Here is a 25,645-nt window from a genome sequence, read left to right on the forward strand (position 1 = left end):
AATAACTATTTTATCTTGATTCCAGGTGATTGATGGGGTTGCTTAAATGCTGCACGAGGTGCTTCTGGAGGGTAACCGAAGCGTTCGGCATTTTGTTTGACAATTTGTAAATAACGCTCACCCCAGCTACCTGGATCAAAATTGGTAACAACTACATTGTAAGCTAAATTGATAATCGATTCAAAAGCCTTTCTTTGGGCCAACAAATGCCCACCAAATGCAACTTGTACTTCAGTTTCTGTATTAATCCCCCCGGATTTTAAACGTTCCACCAAAATGAAAATCATTTTTTCAATAGTCATGTATAACTTATACATTGACATACCTGCACACAGCATATCTCCAGCTTTGGAAGTAGAGAGTTTAGAACCTGCATCATGAATATCGTAAACAAATTCATATTCATGTGTTCCTGAGATCAATTCAGGCTTAATGATTAGTGGGGGATGAATAATAGGTATTGTTGGCGAAACAATATACAGGTGAAAATCGGCCCAATGCCACCAGATTTGATACACTCGCTCTACTAAAGTAATGGGATCATTTAAATCTGCTTCCATCTCCAATTTGCGCAGCTCAAGGCTATTTTCTGTTGGATAATCTGGATGTTCTATATCTGATGCATCTGCCATAAGCTTACCAAAGTCATTCAAGCGTATACGCTTATATTAGCCCAAATTTACTCGATGAGCACGAGAGATAAAATAAAATAAGGGTAAAAAAAATGTAAAAACTTCGCTTATTACCTCGATTAGGCAACATACTGGTAATAATCAAGCGTCTGCACTTGGCATTTAAAGCATGTGCTTTGACAATTTGCTTTCTCCTGCCATTTACGAATGACTCCCTTACGCACCCACATATCCAACATAGGCTGGAGTGCTTGCAATTCTAAATGAAACTCACGCGTCAATTGCTGAATACTGACAGTTCCCTGATGACAAATATAATCACGTATTTGCAATAACATTTTGTCTCCCTGAACTACGTTTAGTATAACGACCCATGAATACAAAAAACACTAAAATGCTCGCAGCGACAATAATCCACACCAGAAGATGAGGACCGTGTTGGAGCAATTTAGCTGTTTGGTAAAATCCAACAGCCGTTAGATAAGCAACTACAAATGACCAAATTACAGACATCCACATGTATTTTTTATTCGCTTCTTGACGAATCACCGCCATAGTTGAAACACAAGGAATATATAAAAGAACAAATAATAAATAGGCATAAGCACCAATTTTTCCATCAAAACGTTGTGTCATAATGCCATATACTGATTGAGAAACAGAGTTATCTGCAGCACTGGCCAATACGGGATTAACTAAAACCGAAGCTAATTGCCCAAGATTTTGAGGAATGGACCATAAAGCTGCTTTCATCCCTGCTAAAAAATCAAAATTGGCAGCAGCAAATTCTCCTACATGCCCCACCTGTGCATATAATGAATTTAAAGTACCAACAACCACTTCTTTAGCCAACATTCCAGTAAGTAATCCAACCGTTGCCGGCCAATTATCTTGATGAATACCCATAGGTGCAAACACAGGAGTAATCCATTGCCCAATAATGGATAATAAAGATTGACTGGCATGAACACTGCCGTCAACCGTAATGGCGTTTAAACCACCCAAGATCACACAAATAGGGATAATTAACGTTCCAGCACGCATCACAAAAAAGCGCAAACGCATCAAAGTTTCTTTAAACAAACGATGCAAGGTAGGCTTATGATAGGCAGGTAATTCTAAAATTAATGGGGACACATGCCCTTTTAATGTTGACTTACGAAGAATAAAACCAGTGAGCACCGCCATTAAAATACCAATAAGGTATAAAGAAAACACTATATTCTGCCCACCTGTTGGGAAAAATGCGGCAACAAAAACGGCATAAATTGCTAAACGAGCACTACAGGACATAAAAGGACTCATCATGACAGTGAGTAATCTATCTCGCTCTGAGTCTAAAGTGCGCGCTGCCATAATAGCAGGCACATTACAACCAAAGCCCACAATCATGGGTACAAATGATTTACCAGGCAACCCAAGAAGGCGCATCACTTTATCGACAACAAAGGCAGCTCTTGCCATATAACCTGAAGTTTCCAACAGTGACAAAAAGAAAAACATGGCGGCAATAACCGGAATGAAAGTCAGTGTCGTATTAATCCCCTTGCCAATGCCATTTGCCAAAAGCGCAATCAACCAATGAGGTGCGTGCATTTGTTGTAAAAGCCAAGCGGTTCCTTGCACAAAAATAGTATCCGTGCTGATATCAAAAAAATCCTGTAAGGCACCGCCAATATTAATAGCAAATAAAAACATTAAATACATCATACTAAAAAAGATGGGTAAAGCCCAAAAGCGATGTAACACAACGCGGTCTAATTTTGCCGTAAAATGCTCATTAACATCATTGTGCTTACGTTGTATTGCAGTAACTAATTGATGAATTTTTTGGTAGCGTGCGTCAGCAAGTAAAATATCCAAGCTTAATTCATCTTGATTAAATGAAGCCAAATCTTGTTGTAATCCCACGTCGTTAATCAACATATCCCCTTCGGCAATACGACGAGCATAATAATAAGCAAGTGTTTGGCTATATCCTTGATTCAGCAATCTTTTTTCTAAAATGGTCAATGCATTTTGTACTTCAACCGGTACACGGAAAGACCAAGGTAAAATAACCTGAGGTAAGTTTGTCAGTACCTGACGCAGTGAATCAATACCTTGCTTTTTATGTGCTTGAATGGGAATAACGGGACAACCTAACTCACGAGCTAAAGCCGGTACATGAATAGCAATACCCCGTTGCTCGGCAATGTCAGTCATATTTAAGGCAACAATTACGGGCTTTCCTAACTCTAATATTTGACTAGTTAAATATAAATGACGTTCCAAATGGCAGGCGTCGATGACATTAATGATGCAATCAGACTGCATCGTTGCCACAGACTGCGCCGCAATTTGCTCATCTTGACTGACACCTTCCGTATTAACCACTAAAGAATACACACCAGGCAGATCGGTAATCTCAATGTGTTGTGAACCCAAAGAAAAAGACCCGGTTTTCTTTTCAACAGTAACTCCCGGCCAGTTGCCAATGCGTTGATTATCGCCAGTTAATGCGTTGAATAAAGTTGTTTTACCGCAATTGGGATTACCTACCAATAGAACATGAGTCATATACGCTCCACAACTAACTGACTTGCTTCCTCTTTACGTAAGGTCAAAGAGGTTCCTCTAATTTCAATTTGCATTGGACATCCCAAAGGAGCGGTGCGAACAACGACAAATTCAGCACCACATGTCACGCCCAACGATAAAAGCCTGCGTCGGTATTGAATATCAGTAGTACTAAAACTGATTAATCGCGCTCTATCGCCTTGAGTCAACTCAGTAATTCGCATCGTATATAATAAAAACAACAGAGGAAATGGTTAGATTATACCACAAATGATATCGAGAATCATTCTCAATTAAGAAAAATGACTTAGTTCATCAGTCCGATAATGAATGTCTTGATACTATTTAAATTTTGCTATCGTATGAGAGGTTAGACAATAAAATATGTGAATAATAAGACATCCTCCAAGAATGGAATAAGAGAATTTATCTCGAACATACATCGATAGAGGATTATAATATGCAATCAAATTTATACCGATATTCACAGTAATTGTTAGAAAAAAAAAGAGGAATGTGTATTTTTTATGATCTTTTAAAAGCATTGCAAAAAAAGCGTAGATGAACGCATAAACAATCCCTATAAAACTTAAGTAATATAAAGCAATGGGCCACCATCCTCTAAGATCTACATTTGAATATCGAACTACAAATGAGATAAGAACACTGATGATGAAACTATAGAAAATCAAAAACAAGTCCTTCCAAAATTCATCTTTTTTATTATGCTTTTCAGGTATCTCTTTTATTAAGGGAGAGCTCTTATTTGACCATACACAAATTAACCAAATAAGAGGAAAAGTTATTAAAATACCTAAGACAGTAGTTACACCAGAAAAAACATTTAACAATATATATGTTGTGTAAAATCCAAACAAACATAAGGACAATGGATGTATACACTTAAATAAATTCAATCTAGATTTATTCATAATATATTGGCAAATAAAAGATTCACTTTCAGCTTAAAAATATTTCTATATTTAGTTAAAATCGCTTTCCAAAAAATATAATGGAAATATAAAAATGATAAAAAGTTGTCTTTTATTTACAGTCCTATTAAGTCCACTAAATGGAATATGTACCACAGTATTACCTATATTGCCAGCAGAGGTAGTCGGTCGTGATTTAGATGTTTCTAAATTAGGATGGCTGGGTCACGTGGGAATCACTATGGCAGGAAATCTATCAGATGTTGCTCCATGGGTTGTTGAAGCATTAAATGATCCTAATCGAGTTATCCAAGTAAATTATATTAATGACTTTTAAAAAAAATCTCCATATTGGGGAAGCAGATATGGAATTGCAACTGATAGAGAAAAAACTCTTCTGGTGTTAAAAGAAGCAAATACTCAACGTTGTTTACGATCAAAATATACGTTGACAACTTTCTTTTTCCCAGCAACAGGAAGTCTTGATGGTTATCCTACAGATACATGTAAAACAGAAACTATGGGACAATTTAGATGCGATACATTTATGATCTATACTTACTCTGTAGGAAATTATTCGGTATTGAAAAGTGGAGCAGCCTTGCCCAAAAATGTTTTTGCATCTTTTCCCTTAGGTAATGGTGATGGACCTCAAGCATTTGATAATATTCAAGTAACCCCTGATGTTCTTCCCGACACTCAATCATCTTTGAATACTCTTTCACCAACTGAACTTAATAATTTATCTTTAGAAAATTTTATTTTGGTAATTGATAATCATGACAATGCTAAAGCACCAAATATTGCGAATAAAATTTGGGAAATTTATGTACATTATCAAATTGAAGATGTTGATAAAAAAACATTTTTACTGGATTATTTAGGGGGCGTTGGAAGCGCTAATTTACTTCCTGAAGTTATTAAAGAATATCATCAAAGTACAAATCTTGATATTAAGCATGCTTTGCTTTCTCTGACCCAGGTCATATATTCCAGAGAACACCATTTGCAAGAAAATTTATCCATAAAAGAACAATTAATTAGTTTTTATCTAGATTTATTAAATAAAAATAGCCCAAAAAATCAAATGCCATTTAGTGATGCTCAAATTATAGCAACCGGATTAACCGACATCGCATCCAAAGAAACTCTCTTAGATAATATTGAAAAAATAAACTTAATTTTTGCTATGGCCGAACCTTATGAGCAGATAGGATATAAGTGTAATTTAATGCTTGATATAAAATCGCTAGAAGATTTTTACGTACCACAAATTATCCATTTATTAATTAAAGAGAATAATCGACAATTGGATGAGCGATTTTTTTCTTATATTAAAGATGCACTCTCAAGAAATATAAATAACATATCTCCAACAAATAAAAATATTATACGTAACTATTTTAAATCGATTGACCATAAATTCAACAAAATGAATGCAAAGCTAGTAAGTACAGACAAACCATCTAGTATGTTTACTTTTGGAGCATGGTTAGAATCTTCAGCACTAATTAATTCTGCATCCCTCGAAGATGCTGGGCATTTCATTGCTAAATTTTTAGAGCATAAGTCTACTGTTGAGCAAGCTAACTACATAATTGGCCTATCTAAAGCAGATTATTTAAAACACGCCTTTAACACAGAACCTGTTTTTAGAGAATTTATAGAAAAAAATAACAAAATTCACTTAGTGCCTATATCCAAAAACCCTAAACAAGAAATAATTAACTCTGGAATTCAATACTCAGTGAGTTTAATAGAGGGAAAAATATAATTCTCATTCAAACTCATAAAGCAATTATTTTGCTTTATGAGTGTAATAGCTTGGGTCATCCTGGACGTAGTGCTCCTAAAGACGTAATGTGTAAAAGTTATTGATTTTAAAAGTTACGCAATTTCCTGCACTTCTCGCTTGGGATGACGGCTTAAATAATCCACTGATTGCATTTCAATTAATCGACTTAATGTTCGCTTAAACGTCTCTAACATTTCGCCTTTTACATACAATTCCATTACTGGAACTGCAGCCGAAATAATCACCTTAATCCCCCGATCATACATGACATCGATAAAATAAATCAGCATAATGGTTTGCAATGTATGGCTTTCAGTTAAAACGGGCACATCACTTAAAAAAACAGTATCAAATTTGTCCGCAATTTCTAGATAATCCAATTGGCTACGTGGCAAATTACATAACACAGCAAAAGCAAACCAAATCGATTGCTCACCACATTTTAGATAAGGAATATCCCGATTTTGAATGTGAATAGTACCCTGTTCATGAATCCCCCTGGCCAAATGTACAAATTGCTGTTCCATGATTTGCTGGGTTTGCTCATTTAAAGGATATAAATAAGCATCCACTAAAGGTTCTCTACCTATGCGATAATCACGTTGCTCATTTAAATTTAATACTTCACAGTGCTTATTAATGGCTGCGATTGCGGGTAAAAAACGTTTACGATGCACCCCATTTTTGTATAACTCATTAGGTACTGTATTCGAAGAAATCACTAAAACGACCCCATGAGCAATTAATGCTTGCAATAATTCTGCTAGAATCATGGCAAAAGCCACATCATGTACGAAAAATTCATCAAAACACAGAACACGAATAGATTGGGCAATTTCTTTCGCTACCTGCTGCAGTGGATCTTTTTGACCTTGTAAACGCCTTAATTTTGCATCCACTTGCTGCATGAAATGATGAAAATGAAAACGTGCTTTTTTAGGTTCATCTACATGTTCATAAAATAAATCAACTAAATACGTTTTTCCCACCCCAACAGGCCCATAGATGTATAAGCCCTTAATATGGGCACGGCGAAAACGAGAAAACCAGGATGCATTTGCTTTCGTTAAATCTGTTGCTAACCGCTCCATATGAGTGAGTATTTCTCGCTGCAAAGGATCGTCATTAATTTCAGTTCGAACAATTGCCGCATCATACTGAGCTATTAATGTCATATATGTAGAACCTGAGCAAGAAGATAGTCAGTCAAGCGGGCTTTCAGTTCGATTAATTTACCATGGAAGAAATGTGTTGTTTGTGCAAAATGAAAAACCTGGATTTCTGGTTGCGCTTGGCGGGCAAAATCAAAAACAAGTTCTGATGGCACTACTTCATCTTCCTCTCCTTGGATAATCAGCCATGGGTAAGGATTGGAAGTAAGCTCTTGATAATTATAGTGATGAATTGCTGGAGCAATGGTAATTAATAGGCGGTTAGTGCACTGCGATGCCGCACGATAAGCGACAAAAGAACCAAAGGAAAAACCAGCAAAAATAAATTGAACATAAGGGTTTTCTTGCTGCCAGCCATGAGCAATTGCCAACATATCTTCGCTTTCACCAATCCCTGCATCATAAACCCCTTCAGACTGCCCCACACCACGAAAATTAAATCGTAATGAAGGAATACCTAAGTCTTTAAAAGTACGAGCCAACGTAGTGACGACCTTATTATTCATGGTTCCTCCCTGCAGCGAATGAGGGTGTCCTAAAATAGCTACTAAGTTTCCATGAATTTGCTCAGGAACCGTTAAAATAGCTTCCAATTGGCCGATCATACCCTGTAAGAATAATGGATGCTCACCTGGAGTAGCTAACTTTTCAGTGATTTGCATAAAAAACCTGTTATTATAACGACTATAAATGATAACTCAGAATCAACGATGAATAAAATGCATGACAAACAAAAAGACTTATCTACTTCTACACCACAAACCCTTTGGTCTAAGCGTTTCATCCTGCTTGTAGTTGTACCCACAATCGTCATTTTTTCTGGTATTCTCCTTTATCTACTTGGTGGCCGCTATGTTGCCACTGATAATGCTTATGTCAAAGCAGATTTAATTCCCTTAAGCCCTCAAGTATCAGGAGTGATTCAAAAAGTATTTGTCCAAGAAAATCAAAATGTCAAAAAAGGTGAATTATTGTATCGAATTGACCCACAACCCTTTAAAGTTGCTCTTACCAAAGCCGAATCAAAACTGGCACAAACCCGCACCGACATTATGGCCATGAAAGCAAATTATCGTGAAAAGCAAGCAGAAATTGCTTTAGCACGTACTAAATATGATTTTTCCTTACGCAATAAACAACGACAAGACGATCTGGCAGCGAAACATTTTACTTCTCAATCAAGTCTAGATGAAGCTAATGAAAGTGCAGAAATTGCTGCCCAACAAATAGTAACGAGTCAACATAATTTACAAAGTTTAGTTGAATCTCTCGCAGGAAATGTCAATGCTCCAGTTGAAGAACATCCAACCTATTCAATTGCAAAAGCAGAATTGGAACAGGCAAAGCTTAATTTAGAACACACCGAAGTTAGAGCTCCTGTCGCGGGAACCATCAATATTCCACCCAAACAAGGCCAATATGTAGCCCAAGGCACCGTATCCATGTCTTTAGTCGCTAATAAACATCCATGGATCGAAGCCAATTTTACAGAAAAAGAACTAACCTATGTTCACCCAGGACAAAAAGTAATTACCACAATTGATCTTTATCCCGGTAAAAAATGGACTGGCATTGTGCAAAGTTTAAGCCCTGCAACCGGTTCAGAGTTCTCAATCATTCCCGCACAAAATGCAACGGGCAATTGGGTTAAAATTGCTCAGCGCATTGCTGTACGCATTCAAATAAACCAAAAATCCAATATGCCACAATTAAGATCAGGATTGAGTGCTTGGGTAGAGATAGATACTGAACATAAACGTTATTCATTAAAGAAATCAGCCTAATAAGGCCAAGTTATGTCAGAAAATCTAAATCAATATCCGCAAACAACAGACCGACTTTTTATTACCTTATCGGTGATGTTGGCCACAGTGATGCAATCTTTGGACACAACCATTGCCAACGTCGCATTACCACATATGCAAGGTGGAATGGGGGCTACGCAAGAACAAATTTCTTGGGTGCTTACTTCGTATATTGTTGCTGCTGCAATATTTACGCCCCTGACTGGTTTTCTTGGTGATCACTTCGGCCGCAAGCGAATTTTTATCTGGTCAGTCGTTGGTTTCACTGTCGCTTCAATGCTTTGTGGCGTAGCGCAAAGCTTGGTGCAAATTATTCTGTTTCGTTTATTACAAGGGATCTTTGGTGCCAGTTTGGTTCCCTTATCTCAATCCGTATTATTAGATTCTTTTCCGCGAGAAAAACATGGTTCTGCTATGGCGATGTGGGGTATGGGAGTTATGGTTGGCCCTATTCTTGGCCCTTCTCTTGGCGGCTGGCTAACAGAATATTACAATTGGCGCTGGGTATTTTATATTAATCTACCTTTTGGCATCTTGGCCTGGTTTGGACTCTCTATGTTTCTGCGTGAAAACTCACTTAAACTTAACAAACATTTTGACATGATGGGTTTTGCCTTTTTAAGTATTGCCATCGGTGCTCTGCAACTCTTTCTTGATCGTGGAGAATCCCTGAATTGGCTTAATAGTAATGAAATTATGATTGAACTATTAATAGCCATCTTATGCGTGTACTTATTCATAGCACATATTCTCACCTCTCGTAGCCCATTTATTGATCCGGCAATGTTTAAGGATCGTAATTTCAGCGTTGGTCTTATGTTCATCTTTATTATCGGCATCATTTTATTAGCCACTATGGCCTTAATGCCGCCCTACATGCAAAACTTGTTGAATTATCCGGTAATCGATGTAGGCATTATCTTAGCTCCTCGTGGTATTGGTACTATGGTTGCTATGATGATTGTAGGTAAACTCTCTGGCAAAGTAGATACGCGTTACCAAATTTTCTTTGGAATGGTACTGACTAGCTATTCCTTATGGCTTATGACGTTATTTAACACGGACATTACCAGCAAAGATATTATCTACTCAGGGGTAATTCAAGGATTTGGTTTAGGATTTATCTTTGTGCCACTATCAACACTATCTTTTGCTACTCTTTCACCTCAATATCGTAATGATGGTACCTCTTTGTTTAGCTTATTCCGTAATATTGGTAGTAGCATTGGCATTTCCATTGTGATGACTAAATTAGCGCAAAATGCTCAGATCAATCATGCCGCTTATGCTTCATTCATAACCCCAATCAATATTGGTCTTAAACAAGCAAGTGAAACAGGAATTTATAATATTCACTCACCAAGTGGATTAGTATTCCTGAATACTCAAGTGAGCACACAAGCGACTTTGCTGGCCTACCTGCAAGATTTCCGCTTTATGATGATGCTCGTGCTTTCTGCACTGCCTTTACTGTTTTTTTTGAAAGCTCCTGCTAAAAAATCCACTACTGAAGCACCTTCTCAATTACCTGAATTTGAACTATGATAAAGGAGCACTGACCTTCATGGCAGCGACTCTTTAACACGCTTATTTTTGGAGGACTTGATCCATGCGACAGGTACCTGTAGTACATACTAATGCTCACTTCAATCCATTAAGGAGTGCAGCATGAACGTTCATGATTTTAAACGTAAAAAACAAGAGCAGCAAAAAATTGCCATGCTGACTTGCTATGATTATCCATCTGCTTGCACTATTGCCGAATCCAATATAGATTGTGTGCTAGTGGGTGATTCGGTGGCGATGGCAGTTCATGGGCATGACACCACGATTACTGCAACCATGGACATGATGATTTTACATACAAAAGCAGTAGCTCGTGGTTTAAAACAACAATTTTTGATTACTGATTTACCTTTTCTAAGCCATAAAATCGCTTTAGAGAACACTGTTGAGAACGTGCGAAGTCTGTTATGTGCTGGTGCACAAGCCATCAAAATAGAAGGTGGTGATGCCAATACGTGTCAAACCATAGCCTATTTAGTTAGCGCTGGTGTTCCAATTATTGGGCATATTGGCTTAACTCCACAATCAATTCATCAATTAGGCGGCTTTAAAGTTCAGGGTAAAAGCCAAGAACAAGCTGATCTTTTATTGCAACAAGCAAAACAACTTGAACACGCAGGCTGTTGTGCTTTGGTTATTGAGTGTGTTCCTCAGCATGTGGCACAAGCAATCACCAATGTCCTAAGCATCCCCACCATCGGTATTGGTGCAGGGCCATACACAGATGGTCAAGTGTTGGTATGGCATGACATGCTTGGTTTGCAAACTAGCTTTAATCCTAAATTTGTAAAGCGTTATGTCCAAGGCAAAGAAGTTTTGCTTGGTGCAATCAATAATTATGCTCAACAAGTGCATCAAGTAAGCTTTCCAACACCAGAATATACATTTTAATTATCAGGAGTTATTTGTGCGCGTTTTCCATGATCTCAACGAATGGATGCATTTTCGTAAAAATTTACCTGTTGATGCATCCTTAGGTTTTGCTCCAACTATGGGCAATCTGCATGCCGGACATGCTTCACTGTTTTTAGCAAGTAAAAAAGAGAATCAATTTACAATCTCTAGTTTATTTGTAAATCCCACTCAGTTTAATCAAGCAGATGACTTCAAACACTATCCTCGCACTTTAGAAACAGATTTACAGTTAATGGAAGAAATTGGCGTTGATTTTTGTATTTTACCGACGGACAAAGCAATGTATCCGGATCAATACAATTATCAAATACAGGAACAACAACTTTGTCAATTAATGGAAGGAGCCCACCGTCCCGGGCATTTTAATGGAGTATTAACAGTAGTAATGAAGTTATTAAATTTAACGAAACCTCATCGGGCTTACTTTGGTGAAAAAGATTATCAACAATATTTACTCATTCGCGAGATGGTGCATGCATTTTTTATGAATATACAAATCATTGCCTGCCCAATTATTCGTGAACCAAGTGGATTAGCTTACAGCTCACGAAATAATCGCTTGAATCAAGAGCAAAAAGCTTTAGCTGTAGTTTTTGCGCAAATATTTCAACAGCATGATAAAAGCAGTGAACAAATTAAAATGGAGCTTACTGCTCAAGGCATTAACGTAGAATATATTGCAGAATATCAAGAACGACGTTTTGCAGCGGTGAAAATTGGTGAAATTCGTCTTATTGATAATTATTTTATAACTCTTAAAGAAACTGTGTAATTATTGTACCATATTCAGGGGAGAACATATTTAATATGTTCCCCCTCAGTTCATTAGATACTTTGTTCAACTTATCTTTGAGACAAACCAGTATCTTGTAAATCATCAACACTACCTTTCGAAAGAAACTTTTCGATGATTACTTGATCAAGATGCTTCATAAAGTTTGACCGAAAGAGGAAATTATCAATAGCACAGAACATTAAAAAAAATTTATTGTAAATTTTACTGTGGGATAAATTTTCTCCTAAATATAATAAGGAACTACCAATTGCGCTGCTTAAACTTAAATTGCTCATTTTATATTTCATTTCTTGTAGAAAGGATAAGCAAAACCTAGGCACATCATATTGAGATGTTGTGATAATACAAAAATGAGCAGCTTTTTTGGCTGTTGACGAAAAAGAATTATCTACACGCTCGATTAACCAACGCTGCTCGTTAAGAAAGGTTTTAAAATAAAGCGAGCCTACATTAAACCGCTGAGCTATGCCTTGATGTTCTGAATTTTTGGCATGCTCTTCTCCCATTAGCGCAACCCACTTTTCTCCAATTATAGGTAGATTATTTTCAATAACAGAAGAAAAAAAAGCATTACCTTCTTTTACTCTTTTATTTACAAAACCTCCTCGATCTATATAAAGAGAAGACTTGAATATGGATGAACCCTCTTGTAGCATTTCTTGACTGTCCATGGCAATAATTCTTATTCCATTCTTTTTAGCAGCTAAAACAACTTGAGTATAATTATTGTCTTGTACCTGCTTAATTAAGGGGGATACTTTCCCTTCTTTTTCTTCTCTATGAAGACGAACTATTTTACTGGCACGGATTAAATCTTTTTCTACCTTATCACAGATTGTTTTCATATTTTGATCTATGTGCTTTGCATTAAGGATTAACTCCTTACGGAAGTTTTTTAATGGCCAATGTTCCGAATCTTCATCCATACCTTCTAATATTTTATCTCTAATTTGTTGCAGCGGCAGGCATTGGTCCATTTCGGTTAATATTATTTGCACTTCAGGATCCAGCTCAACGTCATTACTTGAGATAAATCTATCGAGTTTTTCTTGAATGGTAGTTGGTAATCCCTCTAAAAATAAAGTTGTAAAACCTGCCTCTTTTAAAGCAGCCATGTTTAAGATTAAAAACTTTTTAGGTGTAATATCAAAATGACGTTCGCCAATGACAAAACTGCTTTTTAATAGGTTCTGTAAGTCGTATAAAGTTGCAGAATATGCTGTTGCATTACGAGAGTTTTTAGCGTCTGAAAAAAAATACATGGCAAAATTCAAGTTATTCAATGAAATTTGGTAATTATACTATCTCTATCATTAAGTGTAAATTAAATAAACATATTTAATATAAAATATACTTTTAGATTTTTATTAAAACTAAAGTGAACGTGAATGACAAAACTAAACAAGAACCTGTTGGTAGTCAAGCAAGTTCTTGTTTGAAAAGTTTTTTCTTTGGTAGCATCTATAGGTTTTATGATAGTTCCGGAACAGCAGTAGCCGCAGCAACTGCTTCAGCAACGACTGCTTGGGGAGCTTGTAGATAGCTTGAGCAGAGTAACGTAGATTGTGCAGGGATACCGGCCCATTGCGTGTTTTCAGGCAAACATTCTCCCTTCATTAATAATGAAAGACTACCTAAGGCAGAATTTTCTTCCATTACCGTGTTGTAAAGGACTATTGAGCCAACACCTACATTACATCCTGAATTAATGATCACATTAGATACTTTGAAGATACGATCTTCATAAAGGTGCGTTTGAATGATTGTTTCTGCATTAATACAGACATCATCACCAATAGTAATTAAATCAAATTCGGAAAATTCGGCACTGTCAGTGAATACACGTTTCCCAGCTTTAGTTCCCAAGCAACGATGAACCCACAATGCAAATGGCGTACCCAAAACTTTATTCGTGAAATGCGGATTAGTATAATAGTTATAGGAATACTCAATTACATCATTTTTCCAAATAAATGGATCCCAAATGGGTTTGGTTAATGGTTTTAGCTTACCGAGTAAAATCCACTTTAAGCCAACTAATACCCCAATTAAGCACACGGTAAAAAAGAGCTCTGAAACAGGCAATACCAATGCTGTTGCAAGCCATGAGTAATTATTTAACATGTAATCCAACACATAGAGCATGTTAAATAAAACAATCAAGGAAAAAGCCGTTGGTAAGAGAATCCTGAAAAATTCAATTGCTAAACGCGTGAGAAACAGTTTCTTGGAGGGATAAAAAGTATCTTTATCCGAAAAACCAACAAATAATTCCCGTTTAGGTAAATAAACCGCAGGTGAACCTAACCAAGCTGAATTTGGTTCAGTTGCCTTATCTCCAGGAGGTGTAACCGACAAACATCCCAATAATGCACTTTCACCAATTGCTTTTCCTGAAGATAATAAACTCACATTACCAACAAACCCTCTACGGCCAATAGTAACTGGAGCAAACGTAATCATGCCTTGATGTACCAAAGGCCAAGCGAGTGCCACTGAGCTTGCGGTAAATCCTCCTTCTTCAATAGTTACTAAATCAGGAATAATATGCGGTGTTTCACCCATTTCTACGCCTTTACCCAATTTAGCACCAAGCAGACGTAAAAATGCAGGCAGATAAAGTGTATCTGCCATAATTGAAATCTCATCGCTATCAAGCATTTTCACAATGATCCAATGGCGTAAATAGTAAAAACTTTTCAATGTGTATTGGCCAGGTTTTATCTTATCCATAAGTAATCTTTTACAAACAATAATGCATAAATAATAAAGACTTAAAAAGAGTACTGAACCTAAAGGTATTGCGAAAAACATGGTGGTAAAATAACGATTTTGATCATAATAATAAGTCACCAAAGAAATGCCAGGAATAAAGCATAAATAAAACATTACCATGACAAATACGACACCCAAGTAATGCAAAATGCCAAACAGCGTATTTTCGATTAGGGATGAATTACTTGGCTTTACTTTATTTCGAGTGACATGGTCAGCTGGTAGAATACCTGGAATCGCAGGAGAACCAGCAAAATAAGTACCATGAGGAATAAAGCCTTGCGCAGGTAACATCGACATCTCATCAAGCACCGCATTATCTTCAATCACGGTATTAAAACCAACAACTGCTCTTGAACCAATATAGCAATTATTACCAATATCAATCGTACCAATTTTTAGCCAGCCATCTTCAACGGTATAACCATAAAGGCGACTGTCGGTGCCAATCGATGTATTATCCCCTATATTTAACAAATCAGGCGTTGCAATTTGCATCGAACCTAAATAGCAATTCTTTCCAATTCTTGCACCCAAAAGCTTATAATAAATATTCGCAAGCGGCGATCCTACTAAAAACTTAGCTAAAAATAGGTTCTTTTGTAAGCGCTGTACCAACCACCAACGAAAATAAAACCAGCCCCAAAGCGGATATTCACCCGGCTTCACACGCCCTAACAAGATCCATTTCAGCCCTACTGTAATCAACAAAGAAATGATAGGTAACGATAAAAATAAGCCTAAAAATGCGAGTTGTGATTCGCGAGAAATAATTGAATATTCAGAGGTAATCCAGCTGTAGCACAAGACTACAGCTAACAATTGTAAAGTACCTACTGCATATTGTAATAAGCAACCAAAAAATTGTCCTACACCACAAAGATAATATTTCCACTGTGGCGCACGATATTTTGGCTTATTGACTGGCTCTTCTTCCATATGATTGGCATTTAAAAGTTTAAATTTTTGCTCTAATTGCTCAATTGTAGGATTTTTATAGAGATCTAAAATGGAAATATTTTTTAACGCCGGGATCTTTCTTAAGTTAGAAATGGCTTTGGCTGCAAGCAACGAGTGACCACCTAAATCGTAGAAAAAATCTGCGTCTATAGAAATTTGCGGATAATCTAAAACTTTTTCCCAAACGCGAGAAATTTCTTTTGCCAATTCAGATTGAGGCTTAACATAAGCCTTTTCTGTTTTTGTTAATGTGGGTTTAGGTAACGCCTTCCGGTTTACCTTACCACTAGATAAAACTGGAAACGATTCCAAAGTTTCAATCAGGGCAGGAAGCATATAATCGGGTAAATTGGCCCGTAAAAAAGTTTTAAGCTCATTCACATTAAAGACTTTGGCTTCCTCCAAAACTACATAAGCGACTAAAGTAGGTTGCTCCAAAGTTTGTACGGAAGCTACAGCTTGCTTTATTCCTGCAAACTGCATCATAACGTTTTCAATTTCATTTAATTCAATACGAAATCCACGTAATTTGACTTGATCATCAACTCGTCCTGCAAAACGTAAATCACCATTCTCTGCTCTGGAAGCCAAGTCTCCTGTACGATATAAGCGTTGATTTTTATTGACAAGATGAACAATAAATTTTTCTGCAGTGGCTTCTGGACGGTTCACATAACCACGAGCCAAAGCCAGACCACCAATACATAACTCACCTTCTTGCCCTGGTTCTACCTCTTGTAACTGCTCATTTAAAATTAAGACTTCATAACCAGGTAACGGTTGACCAATAGTGACTTCTTTGTCAGGATAACATTCTGCATAAGTCGCAATGACCGTAGCTTCAGTAGGACCGTAAGTATTAACAATACGTAAGCCCTTACGACTCCATTGTTTTACCAATCGAGCAGGGCATATTTCTCCACCTAAGACGAGCAAACGCAAAGCAGGCAACGCCCCTTCCAAAGTGGATAAGAGCGTAGGGACTGTGGAAAAAACGCTAATTTGATGCTGTTGTAAAAAAGAAACTAATCCTAAGCCAGAACGAACTTCTTTTGAAGTGCATGCGATTAAACTTGCTCCATTGGCAAAAGCCATCCACAACTCTTCAAGTGAGGCATCAAAAGCTAAAGAAAATCCCTGATAAACGCGATCCTCGCTAGTCATCTCATAAAGCCTGGATGCTTCGCTCACGTAATGACAAATACTTCTTTGGGGAATTTCTACACCTTTGGGCTGACCTGTGGAACCTGAAGTGTAGATAACATAACAGAGCTTATCACCATCTTGCTCATGATTATCGAATATGAGACGTTTAGTAGACTGTTGCGAAATTTCTTCACTCAAAAGATCAAGAGCAAAAGCCTGTGGCCATGCCAGTTTTTTGTGCGCTAATTGACTCGAAGAAGTCAAAACCGCATTTAAAGGAAGATCAGAAAAAATATAATTAATCCGTTCTTCCGGATAATCTACCTCAATTGGCACATAAGCCGCCCCAGCTTTAAGAGTCGCTAAAATAGCTACATAGCACTCTACAGAACGCTCTAAAAGGATCCCGACAATACTGTTCTGGTTAATATTTTGGCCTTGAAGATAGTGAGCTAGCTGATTAGCACGACATTCTAATTCTTGGTAAGAAATAAATACATTATCACAAACCAAAGCAATATTACTGGGCCAGTTATCAGCTGCCCGCTCAAAAAATTGATGCAAATACATAGTGTTATCACCGGATGAAAAACTCACAGTTGGCTTGCTCCTACTAATTGCATCGTTTTTTACATTATTATTTATTTTATTGTTTATTTTTAAAAAGAAGCTGTTAGATCGTATGATTAAATATATTATATTTATGGCAAATAGTAAAAGAATTACAAAAAACTCAACCGCAGAGCCAATTTCTGCGGCGATTATAATTCTTTCTTTAACGACAATCGACTACCTAAACAAATATTTCTTGCAAGAAATTAGTCATTGCCTGCCAAGAACGTTTAGCAGCTATTTCATTATAAATTAAACCTGATTGAATATCATGCGCTTGTGGGTTCGTAAACGAATGTTGTACCAAGCCATACATATGTACTTGCCTGTCCACTTGTGCTTCAGTCATTTCCTGACAAAACTCATGAACTACATCAGGCTTAGCCAGAGGATCATCATAACCATGCAACACTAAGATTTTGGCTTTAATCGCTCCAGACTTCATTGAGCCAGTTTTATGCAATAAACCATGGAAGCTTACAGCACCTTTAATATCTGCTCCAGAACGTGCTAATTCCAGGGCGCATAAGCCACCAAAACAAAAGCCAATAATTGCAATTCGATTTTTATCTACTTCAGGTAAAGAACGCACTGCATCGAAGGCAGCAGTAACACGTGCACGAAGCATCGCTTGATCTGCAAAAAAAGGCTGGATTAAGGCTGATTTTTCTTCAGTCGTAATTGCAGTATGAGCCTTTCCATACATATCCAGCGCAAAACCAATATACCCCATTTCTGCAAGCATTGTAGCTTTCTGGCATGCGAATTCCCCTCGTCCCGACCAATCATGAGTCACAATCACTGCTGGACGAGGTTCTTTAGTGCTTGTGTTATAGGTTAGAAAACCATGTAATTCATGATCGCCTTGTTGATAAATATGATTTGAGGTATGCATATCTTATCCCTGAAATAAATGATATGGATAGTCTAGGTTAATCCATGTAAATGTCCAATACTTTAGAACAGTAACTTAATCAATTTATTCATACTTTTCTTCCTTGCGTACTAAAAAATTGGTCTAAACTAAAAATAAACACTAAAGGAATAGACATCATGATAACTGATTCATTAGCTCAAGTAAGAGATATACTTCATGCGCAGTTCTGTTATCAGGTTTTTATTACACCCATTCATTTACCAATTGAAAAAGAATATCGCCATTTTGCACGATTAGCATGTTCCATTATGGAAGAAAAACGTACAGAAGCTATTCAGGAGCATGTTCCTCGTCACCATGTATTGCATCATTTTGTTCCCGAAACCAAGATGAAAAATAAAAAAATTCTGATTACTCATGGCTGGATGTCACGTGCAGCTTATATGGTACGCTTTATTAATGCATTACATCTTAAAGGTTATGAAGTCTATGCTTTGGATTTCCCTGCCCATGGTGAGGCCAAAGGATTACAATTACCCTGGACTGATGCAATAGCAGTCATCAATAAAACGCTTAACCATTACGGCCCCTTCTATGGAGTTATTGGCCATTCCTTTGGTGGTTCCATGCTATTAAATACCTTAAATTTGGCAGGACAATTACCTGAATGGCGCTTAAACCATAAACCTGAGCGTGCAGTATTAATTGCCTCCCCTACTCAAATGCGTAGTCCAGTAAACCATATGGCGAAAAAACTTAGATTAAGTGGTAATGGATATTTACTCTTACGTCATCTCATACAAGGACAAGCTAAAATTGATTTAAACCGGGTGCAATTGAATCATTTCGTTTCACAAACACCTAATATTCCTTTTTTATGCGTTCATGGTGAATTAGATAAAACGGTAAATACACGCGAGTCCATTCGCTTTTGCAGAACTTATCAAAATGCTGACTTACGCATTTTGCCTGATGCAGATCATGTCAGTGTACTCATGGATGAACGTGTGGAACATATCGTCTGTGATTTTTTAGAATAAGCCTTAGTTTTACCTTGTTAGCATAAACCGGTATTTAAGCTTCAATAAATTGACGAAGCTTTTTCATCGCATTTTTTTCAAGCTGACGAACGCGCTCCGCAGATATACCGTATTTATCTGCTAAATCATATAAAGTCAGCTTGTTGTCTGCCAACCATCGCTGTTGCAAAATATCCTGGCTACGTTCATCAAGCTGCTCTAAAGCCAAAAATAGCTTTTCACGTCCTTGATCGCCCACTCTTTCTTTTTCGATTGTCGCCGCTGGATCATCGTCAGGATTAAATAAGTAACGCTCTGGAGCGATATGAAAATCATCACTGTCATCATCCGATGCATCAAACGCGGTGTCCATCGCATTCATGCGTTGTTCCATCAGGAGCACATCTTCAGTACTGACACCTAAATCTTCAGCAACCGCAGCAACTTCTTCTTTAGTATACCAACCCAAACGATTTTTCATTTGGCGAAGGTTAAAAAATAATTTACGCTGAGCCTTAGTCGTGGCAACTTTAACAATACGCCAATTGCGTAACACAAACTCATGAATTTCTGCTTTAATCCAATGTACCGCAAAAGAGACCAAACGCACTCCCATCTTAGGATCAAAGCGTTTTACTGCTTTCATCAAGCCAATATTACCTTCTTGGATTAAATCATTTAATGGTAGACCATAGCCCATATAACCACGAGCGACACGAACAACATAACGTAAATGAGCAAGAACCAAGCGGCGTGCGGCTTCAAGGTCTCCTTCCAAATGAAAACGTTCTGCGCAAGAGAGTTCCTCCTCTAACGTTAACATAGGAATTTGATTAACCCTATGAATATACGCATCAAGGCTACCAATAGGTAAATTTATTGCTGTAAGTTGCAATTGCTGACTCATACTACTTCCTCTAGTCATAAGATCTGAAAAAAACTATAAATGTGGCTCCATAGAGGCCAACTGGCGTTTAACGGATAAACGAGCCCCTATCAAGCCAAGTATAATAGCAAAAATAATAAGTATCAACACCTGTCTTATCGATAATAAATTTAACGAGTAGTGTATTTGATAAACAGTTACCAATTGATTAACCGCCATACCTAAACTTAAAATAAAAATATTCACTAAGAACACGGCAAAAATCGCCCCAATCACACCATACCAAACACCTGAATATAAAAAAGGCCTCAAAATAAAGGGGTCTTTAGCGCCAATCAATTTTAATACCTGAATCTCTTCATGGCGGCTATGTAACGCTAAACGTAAGGTAGTACCTATAATTAAAATTACCGCTAACGCTAATAACGCCAATAACGCATTGGCAAAATTAGTTGCAAAACCTAAAATTGCATCTAAACGACGAATCCATTCCATATCCACTTTTGCCTGTTCAACTTCAGGTATGGATTGTAATTGTCTTGATAATAAATCTAATTTCGCTGGCGAATCTATATTGAGCGCGGGAACAACATGAATCACCGCTGGTAAAGGATTTTCTGGTAAATGTTGCATAATGTCTTGCATGCCTTCTTGTTGCGTTAGCTCCGATAAGCCTTCTGCTGCCGATTTTAAAGAAGCTTGGGCAACACCTTCTGTTTCACGGATACGTTGCACTATTTTTTGCTGCTGTGCATCAGCCAAATTAACCTTTAAGTACAAGGAAATATACCCACCACGCTGCCAGTCAGCCGTTAATTTATGAATATTATCGCTAAAGACCCAAAACAATGCGGGTAATGCCAATGCAATGGCAATAACAATAGAAGTCATTAAGGTCGCCAAAGGTCGATTACATAAATAATTGAAGCTCTGAGTAGCTGCCTGGAGGTGAAAAGCCAAAAGTGAATGCCATTTTTTTAACATACTAACCGACCTCCTTTGAGCATAACAATGCGATGTTTCATACGTGCAATTAGCGGCAAATCATGAGTGGCAACAAGAACACTTACGCCAACTTGATTAAATTGCTCAAAAAGGGACATGATTTCACTAGATAATTTGGGATCTAAATTCCCTGTTGGCTCATCAGCAAGCAACAACACAGGCTTATGTACAACTGCACGTGCAATTCCTACACGTTGCTGTTCACCACCTGATAAATGAGAAGGCAACATTTTTTCTTTATTTAATAAACCAACCATATCCAATGCGGCATGCACTCGTTTTGCAATCATTGGATAATGAGTTCCATGAATGTGTAAAGGCAAAGCGACATTATCAAAAACACTACGATCATTAAGCAAATAAGGTGATTGGAACGTAATGCCTAATTGACTACGATGTACAGCTACATCACGTTGCTTTAACTGGTTAAGACGCACACCATTGACGACAACTCGTCCTGAAGTAGGCCACTCAAGCAAGGCGATTAATTTTAATAAGGTACTTTTACCTGCTCCAGAATGCCCTGTAAGAAAAACCATTTCTCCTTTTTGCATAGAGAAATTAACATTACTCAAGGCTTCAAAGCCTCCAGGATAACGTTTGCTTACCTGCTCAAATGTGATCATCAAATAAGGCACCCACAAATTGTTCAGTATTAAAAGGACGTAAGTCTTCTATTCCTTCACCAATCCCTAGATAACGAAACGGTATTCCTAATTCATTCGCAATGGCAAATAAAATTCCACCTTTTGCTGTACCATCTAACTTAGTCATGGTCACACCCGTGACACCGATTGCTTCGTGAAATTCGCGTGCCTGAACCAATGCATTTTGTCCAATACTTGCATCTAAAACCAACATTGTTTCATGAGGTGCAGCCACTGACAGCTTCTGTAACACACGTTTCACTTTCTTTAATTCATCCATTAAATTGTCTTGCGTATGTAAACGCCCGGCCGTATCTGCAATCAAAACATCAATCTTACGTGCTTTAGCCGCTTGCAAAGCATCAAACACTACAGAAGCACTGTCTGCGCCTGTTTGCTGGGCAATCACCGGGATATTATTACGCTCACCCCAAATTTGCAGTTGTTCCACTGCTGCTGCTCTAAAAGTATCACCAGCAGCCAACATTACCTTTTTATCTTGTTGTTGAAATTGCTTGGCTAATTTGCCTATGGTGGTGGTTTTACCTGCACCATTAACTCCAACCATTAAAATAACAAAAGGTGAATGATCTTCGGTTTCCAAAGTCAAAGGATAATTATTTTTATTTAAAATAGCCTGTAATTTTTCTTTAAGTGCCTTATAAACAGCATCCCCGTTAGTGAGCTGTTTGCGCTCTAATCCTTCGGCTAATTCTTTAAGTATCGCTTGCGTTGTGTCAATGCCTAAATCTGCAGTAATCAGGAGGGCCTCTAATTCATCAAATAGCTCTTGACTGATCTCTTTCTTACCCAATAGTAAGCGACCAATGCCATCTCCTAATTGGTGGCGGGTTTTGCTTAATCCCTTGCGAAAACGAGCAAAAATGCCTTCTTTTGCCGTTTCAACCACTGATTCAACTATCGCAGGTTCTGCACTCTCAGATAAAGGTGCTATAATAGTCTCTGGGTTATCATTTTTAGTTTGGGTTTCATCGCGGCTTCGTTTAAACCATTTAATCATGTTAGTGTACAAATCCTAAAAAATGTGAAATTCTATCATCTTTTTTGCTTTGAGGTTAATTTGTGCGCAAAATAATCATCGCTTTATTAATGGTACTATCTTGCCAGACCTTCAGCCAAGTTCAAGAGTATACCTTGAATAATGGATTAAAAATATTGGTCAAAGAAGATCATCGTGCTCCTATTGTCGTTTCCATGATTTGGTATCATGTAGGTTCTGCTGATGAGCCAGGTGGCATTACTGGCGTATCCCATGCTATTGAGCATTTAATGTTTAAAGGAACCAAAAATTATCCTTTAGGTGTTTTTTCCAAAACCATTGCTACAATTGGTGGCCAATCGAATGCATTTACCAATAACGATTATACCGCTTTTTTTGAAAAAACAGCAGCATCACAGCTAGCAACTAGCTTCAAACTGGAAGCAGATCGAATGAACAATTTACTGCTGGATCCCAATGAGTTTGCTAAAGAAATTAAGGTTATTCAAGAAGAACGTCGCTTACGTACAGACGATAATCCGCAAGCGTTAGCCTTTGAGCGCTTCCTAGCAACAGCGCATTTATCTGCTCCTTATAGTCATCCCGTTATTGGCTGGATGAGTGATCTGCAACAAATGACTGTTGATGACGTTAAAAAATGGTATGAAACCTATTATGCACCTAATAATGCAACTCTTGTAGTTGTTGGTGATGTTCAAAGTGACGCAGTACATCATTTAGCATCGCAATACTTTGGTGATCTTCCCAAGAAATTAATTCCTGAGCGAAAACAGCAATTAGAACCACCAGGATTAGGGAAAAAAATAGTGCATGTGCAAAGCAATGCGAAATTGCCTATTGTGGTGCTAGGATATACTGTCCCAGGGTTAAACACTGCCCAAAAAACTTATGAGCCTTATGCACTAGAGCTTATTGCCGGTATTCTTGATGCGGGTGACAGCTCTCGTTTTGCGAAAAATTTGATTCGTGGCAAGCATATTGCTAATGGGGCCAGCACTTATTACAATCTATACACCCGCTATCAAACGCAATTTATTGTTTATGGCGCCCCCACAGAAGATCAAAATATCCATAACTTAGAAAAATCTTTAGTTAACGAATTGAATGACTTGAAAAAAAATCCGGTCAGCGAAAAAGAATTACAGCGCGTTAAAAACCAAATTATTGCGCAAAAGATTTATGAAAAAGATTCCATTTTTGGCCAAGCCAATGAATTAGGCTTATTAGAAACCGTTGGTCTAGGATGGAAAAAAGCGCAGGAATATACTCAAGCTATCAACTCAATTACTGCAGAGCAAATACAACAAACTGCACAACGCTACTTCCAAGAAAAAAATATGACGGTAGCCGAATTAGAACCTGAATCGCAACCGAAGGTAAAACCATGAGAATTTTTAGTACCTGCCTAATGGCACTCGCACTTAGTCTCTCACAAACAGTGATGGCCTATACTTTTAAAACAGAAAAATGGCACACCGCCAATGGTGTACAAGTAATCTTTTACCCTGCACCAGAAGTCCCTATGCTCGATATTAGCTTAGCTTTTGCTGCCGGCTCCTCCTATGATGGCAAGCAATATGGTTTGAGCGCATTAACTAGTCGCTTAATAAACCAAGGCAATGCAGGTCTTGATGCTTCTGCAATTGCAGATTCTTTGGCAGATACTGGCGCGCAATTTAACATCGATAACAGCCGAGATATGGTCGTTTTAAATCTAAGAACTTTAGTCACTAAAGAAGCCTTGGCTCAATCCACTACCACTCTTGCTCAGATTATCAATCATCCCGATTTTCCCGATGACGCCTTTAATCGTGAAAAACAACAATTGCTGATGTCCATTGAACAAAGTAAAGAATCTCCGGAAGAAGTGGCTGATCTTAACTTTTTCCAAGCTTTATATCAGGATCACCCCTATGCACATCCGGTAAACGGCACCAAAGAAACATTAAAAACCATCAGTAAACAACAGTTACTGGATTTTTACCATCGCTATTATATTGCTAATAATGCAGTTTTAGTTCTGGTAGGCGACATTAACAGTCAAACAGCACATCAGCTCGCTGACAAGCTCACCAAAGAATTACCTAAGGGAGAAAAAGCAATCCCAGTGATGCAGGCGCATCAATTGGCAAAAGCAGAAACGCTTAATACCCCATTCCCATCATCACAAACGATGATTCGTCTTGGTCAGTTAGGTATTGATCATCATAATTCTGATTACTTTCCCTTAATGGTAGGTAATTATATTTTAGGTGGCGGCTCTTTAGTTTCGCGTTTAGCTGTTGAAGTACGCGAAAAACGTGGCTTGACTTATGGTGTGGACAGTCAATTTGCTCCTATGCCTGGCGAAGGGCCGTTTCTAATCAGTTTGTCTACGCACAATGAACAAGCTCCTAAAGCTTTGGATGTTATTCAAAATGTGTTACACAACTACATTGAAAATGGCCCAAGTGACCAAGAGTTGAACGATGCAAAACAATATTTAACCGGCAGTTTCCCACTGTCATTAGCCAGCAATCGTAGCA

22 protein-coding genes are annotated in these 25,645 nt (G+C 37.7%); 9 read left to right on the forward strand and 13 right to left on the reverse strand.

From position 1 onward, the window contains the following. Positions 1–5: 5 nt before the first annotated feature. The 4 genes from QM652_RS05805 to QM652_RS05820 all read right to left on the reverse strand — a co-directional run bounded on the left by QM652_RS05805 (position 6) and on the right by QM652_RS05820 (position 3,415). Positions 6–632, reverse strand: a complete 627-nt coding sequence (locus QM652_RS05805) for a virulence factor (protein WP_415073761.1) — start codon at positions 630–632, stop codon at positions 6–8. Between the two features lie 119 nt (positions 633–751). Next, entirely contained in the window at positions 752–970 is a 219-nt protein-coding gene (locus tag QM652_RS05810; RefSeq protein WP_415073763.1) for a FeoC-like transcriptional regulator, read from the reverse strand. Continuing rightward, positions 951–3,191: a Fe(2+) transporter permease subunit FeoB gene (gene feoB, locus QM652_RS05815; protein WP_415073765.1), complete on the reverse strand. Its 2,241-nt coding sequence runs from the start codon at positions 3,189–3,191 to the stop codon at positions 951–953. The genes QM652_RS05810 and feoB overlap by 20 nt, the downstream gene beginning before the upstream one ends. Next, entirely contained in the window at positions 3,188–3,415 is a 228-nt protein-coding gene (locus QM652_RS05820; protein WP_415073767.1) for a FeoA family protein, read from the reverse strand. Before QM652_RS05820 ends, feoB begins: the two co-directional genes overlap by 4 nt. 802 nt (positions 3,416–4,217) lie before the next feature. Here QM652_RS05820 and QM652_RS05825 point away from each other — a divergent pair. Both QM652_RS05825 and QM652_RS05830 read left to right on the forward strand, forming a co-directional pair. Then, the gene (locus tag QM652_RS05825; protein WP_415073769.1) at positions 4,218–4,460 is read left to right on the forward strand and encodes a hypothetical protein; all 243 of its coding nucleotides are present in this window, start codon (positions 4,218–4,220) and stop codon (positions 4,458–4,460) included. Positions 4,461–4,523: 63 nt separating this feature from the next. Continuing rightward, positions 4,524–5,897 (forward strand): hypothetical protein, encoded by a 1,374-nt coding sequence (locus tag QM652_RS05830; RefSeq protein WP_415073771.1) that lies wholly within the window; start codon positions 4,524–4,526, stop codon positions 5,895–5,897. A 113-nt stretch (positions 5,898–6,010) separates the two neighbouring features. Here the strand turns inward: QM652_RS05830 and zapE are convergent, their stop codons facing one another. Further along, positions 6,011–7,093, reverse strand: coding sequence for a cell division protein ZapE (gene zapE / locus QM652_RS05835; RefSeq protein ID WP_415073773.1), 1,083 nt, complete (start codon positions 7,091–7,093; stop codon positions 6,011–6,013). Beyond that, a complete protein-coding gene (locus QM652_RS05840) occupies positions 7,090–7,752 on the reverse strand; it encodes an alpha/beta hydrolase (RefSeq protein WP_415073775.1) in 663 nt (220 codons plus the stop codon). Before QM652_RS05840 ends, zapE begins: the two co-directional genes overlap by 4 nt. Positions 7,753–7,800: 48 nt before the next feature. Here QM652_RS05840 and QM652_RS05845 point away from each other — a divergent pair, with 48 nt between their 5' ends. The 4 genes from QM652_RS05845 to panC all read left to right on the forward strand — a co-directional run bounded on the left by QM652_RS05845 (position 7,801) and on the right by panC (position 12,148). Then, positions 7,801–8,874 (forward strand): HlyD family secretion protein, encoded by a 1,074-nt coding sequence (locus tag QM652_RS05845; protein ID WP_415073777.1) that lies wholly within the window; start codon positions 7,801–7,803, stop codon positions 8,872–8,874. A 12-nt stretch (positions 8,875–8,886) separates the two neighbouring features. Continuing rightward, on the forward strand, positions 8,887–10,440 hold the full coding sequence (locus QM652_RS05850; RefSeq protein ID WP_415073779.1) for a DHA2 family efflux MFS transporter permease subunit: 1,554 nt from the start codon (positions 8,887–8,889) through the stop codon (positions 10,438–10,440). 123 nt (positions 10,441–10,563) lie between these two features. Next, positions 10,564–11,352: a 3-methyl-2-oxobutanoate hydroxymethyltransferase gene (panB, locus tag QM652_RS05855; RefSeq protein ID WP_415073781.1), complete on the forward strand. Its 789-nt coding sequence runs from the start codon at positions 10,564–10,566 to the stop codon at positions 11,350–11,352. 16 nt (positions 11,353–11,368) lie between these two features. After that, entirely contained in the window at positions 11,369–12,148 is a 780-nt protein-coding gene (gene panC, locus QM652_RS05860) for a pantoate--beta-alanine ligase (RefSeq protein ID WP_415073783.1), read from the forward strand. 71 nt (positions 12,149–12,219) lie between these two features. On the opposite strand, the gene QM652_RS05865 is transcribed toward panC, so the two are convergent. The 3 genes from QM652_RS05865 to QM652_RS05875 form a co-directional block, all read right to left on the reverse strand. Next, positions 12,220–13,434, reverse strand: coding sequence for a hypothetical protein (locus tag QM652_RS05865; RefSeq protein WP_415073785.1), 1,215 nt, complete (start codon positions 13,432–13,434; stop codon positions 12,220–12,222). 208 nt (positions 13,435–13,642) lie between these two features. Beyond that, on the reverse strand, positions 13,643–17,650 hold the full coding sequence (locus QM652_RS05870) for a Pls/PosA family non-ribosomal peptide synthetase (RefSeq protein ID WP_415073787.1): 4,008 nt from the start codon (positions 17,648–17,650) through the stop codon (positions 13,643–13,645). A gap of 196 nt (positions 17,651–17,846) precedes the next feature. Beyond that, the gene (locus tag QM652_RS05875) at positions 17,847–18,560 is read right to left on the reverse strand and encodes a dienelactone hydrolase family protein (RefSeq protein WP_415073789.1); all 714 of its coding nucleotides are present in this window, start codon (positions 18,558–18,560) and stop codon (positions 17,847–17,849) included. A 158-nt stretch (positions 18,561–18,718) separates the two neighbouring features. Here QM652_RS05875 and QM652_RS05880 point away from each other — a divergent pair, with 158 nt between their 5' ends. Beyond that, entirely contained in the window at positions 18,719–19,582 is an 864-nt protein-coding gene (locus tag QM652_RS05880; protein ID WP_415073791.1) for an alpha/beta hydrolase, read from the forward strand. Between the two features lie 34 nt (positions 19,583–19,616). Here QM652_RS05880 and rpoH read toward each other — a convergent pair whose 3' ends face one another. Genes rpoH through ftsY form a run of 4 tightly spaced genes read right to left on the reverse strand, consistent with a single transcriptional unit; the run spans position 19,617 to position 23,120 of the window. Next, a complete protein-coding gene (gene rpoH / locus QM652_RS05885; protein WP_415073792.1) occupies positions 19,617–20,468 on the reverse strand; it encodes an RNA polymerase sigma factor RpoH in 852 nt (283 codons plus the stop codon). Between the two features lie 33 nt (positions 20,469–20,501). Further along, positions 20,502–21,431 (reverse strand): permease-like cell division protein FtsX, encoded by a 930-nt coding sequence (ftsX, locus tag QM652_RS05890; protein ID WP_415073793.1) that lies wholly within the window; start codon positions 21,429–21,431, stop codon positions 20,502–20,504. Further along, on the reverse strand, positions 21,425–22,078 hold the full coding sequence (gene ftsE / locus QM652_RS05895; RefSeq protein ID WP_415073799.1) for a cell division ATP-binding protein FtsE: 654 nt from the start codon (positions 22,076–22,078) through the stop codon (positions 21,425–21,427). The genes ftsX and ftsE overlap by 7 nt, the downstream gene beginning before the upstream one ends. After that, positions 22,065–23,120: a signal recognition particle-docking protein FtsY gene (gene ftsY / locus QM652_RS05900; protein WP_415073794.1), complete on the reverse strand. Its 1,056-nt coding sequence runs from the start codon at positions 23,118–23,120 to the stop codon at positions 22,065–22,067. Before ftsY ends, ftsE begins: the two co-directional genes overlap by 14 nt. A gap of 62 nt (positions 23,121–23,182) precedes the next feature. Here ftsY and QM652_RS05905 point away from each other — a divergent pair, with 62 nt between their 5' ends. Beyond that, positions 23,183–24,508 (forward strand): M16 family metallopeptidase, encoded by a 1,326-nt coding sequence (locus QM652_RS05905; protein WP_415073795.1) that lies wholly within the window; start codon positions 23,183–23,185, stop codon positions 24,506–24,508. Continuing rightward, positions 24,505–25,645, forward strand: a 1,141-nt coding sequence (locus QM652_RS05910; RefSeq protein WP_415073796.1) for a M16 family metallopeptidase, incomplete at its 3' end; no start/stop codon positions are given. The genes QM652_RS05905 and QM652_RS05910, both read left to right, overlap by 4 nt.

The sequence above is a fragment of the Legionella sp. genome, assembly GCF_047605385.1.
Classification (GTDB): Bacteria; Pseudomonadota; Gammaproteobacteria; order Legionellales; family Legionellaceae; genus Legionella.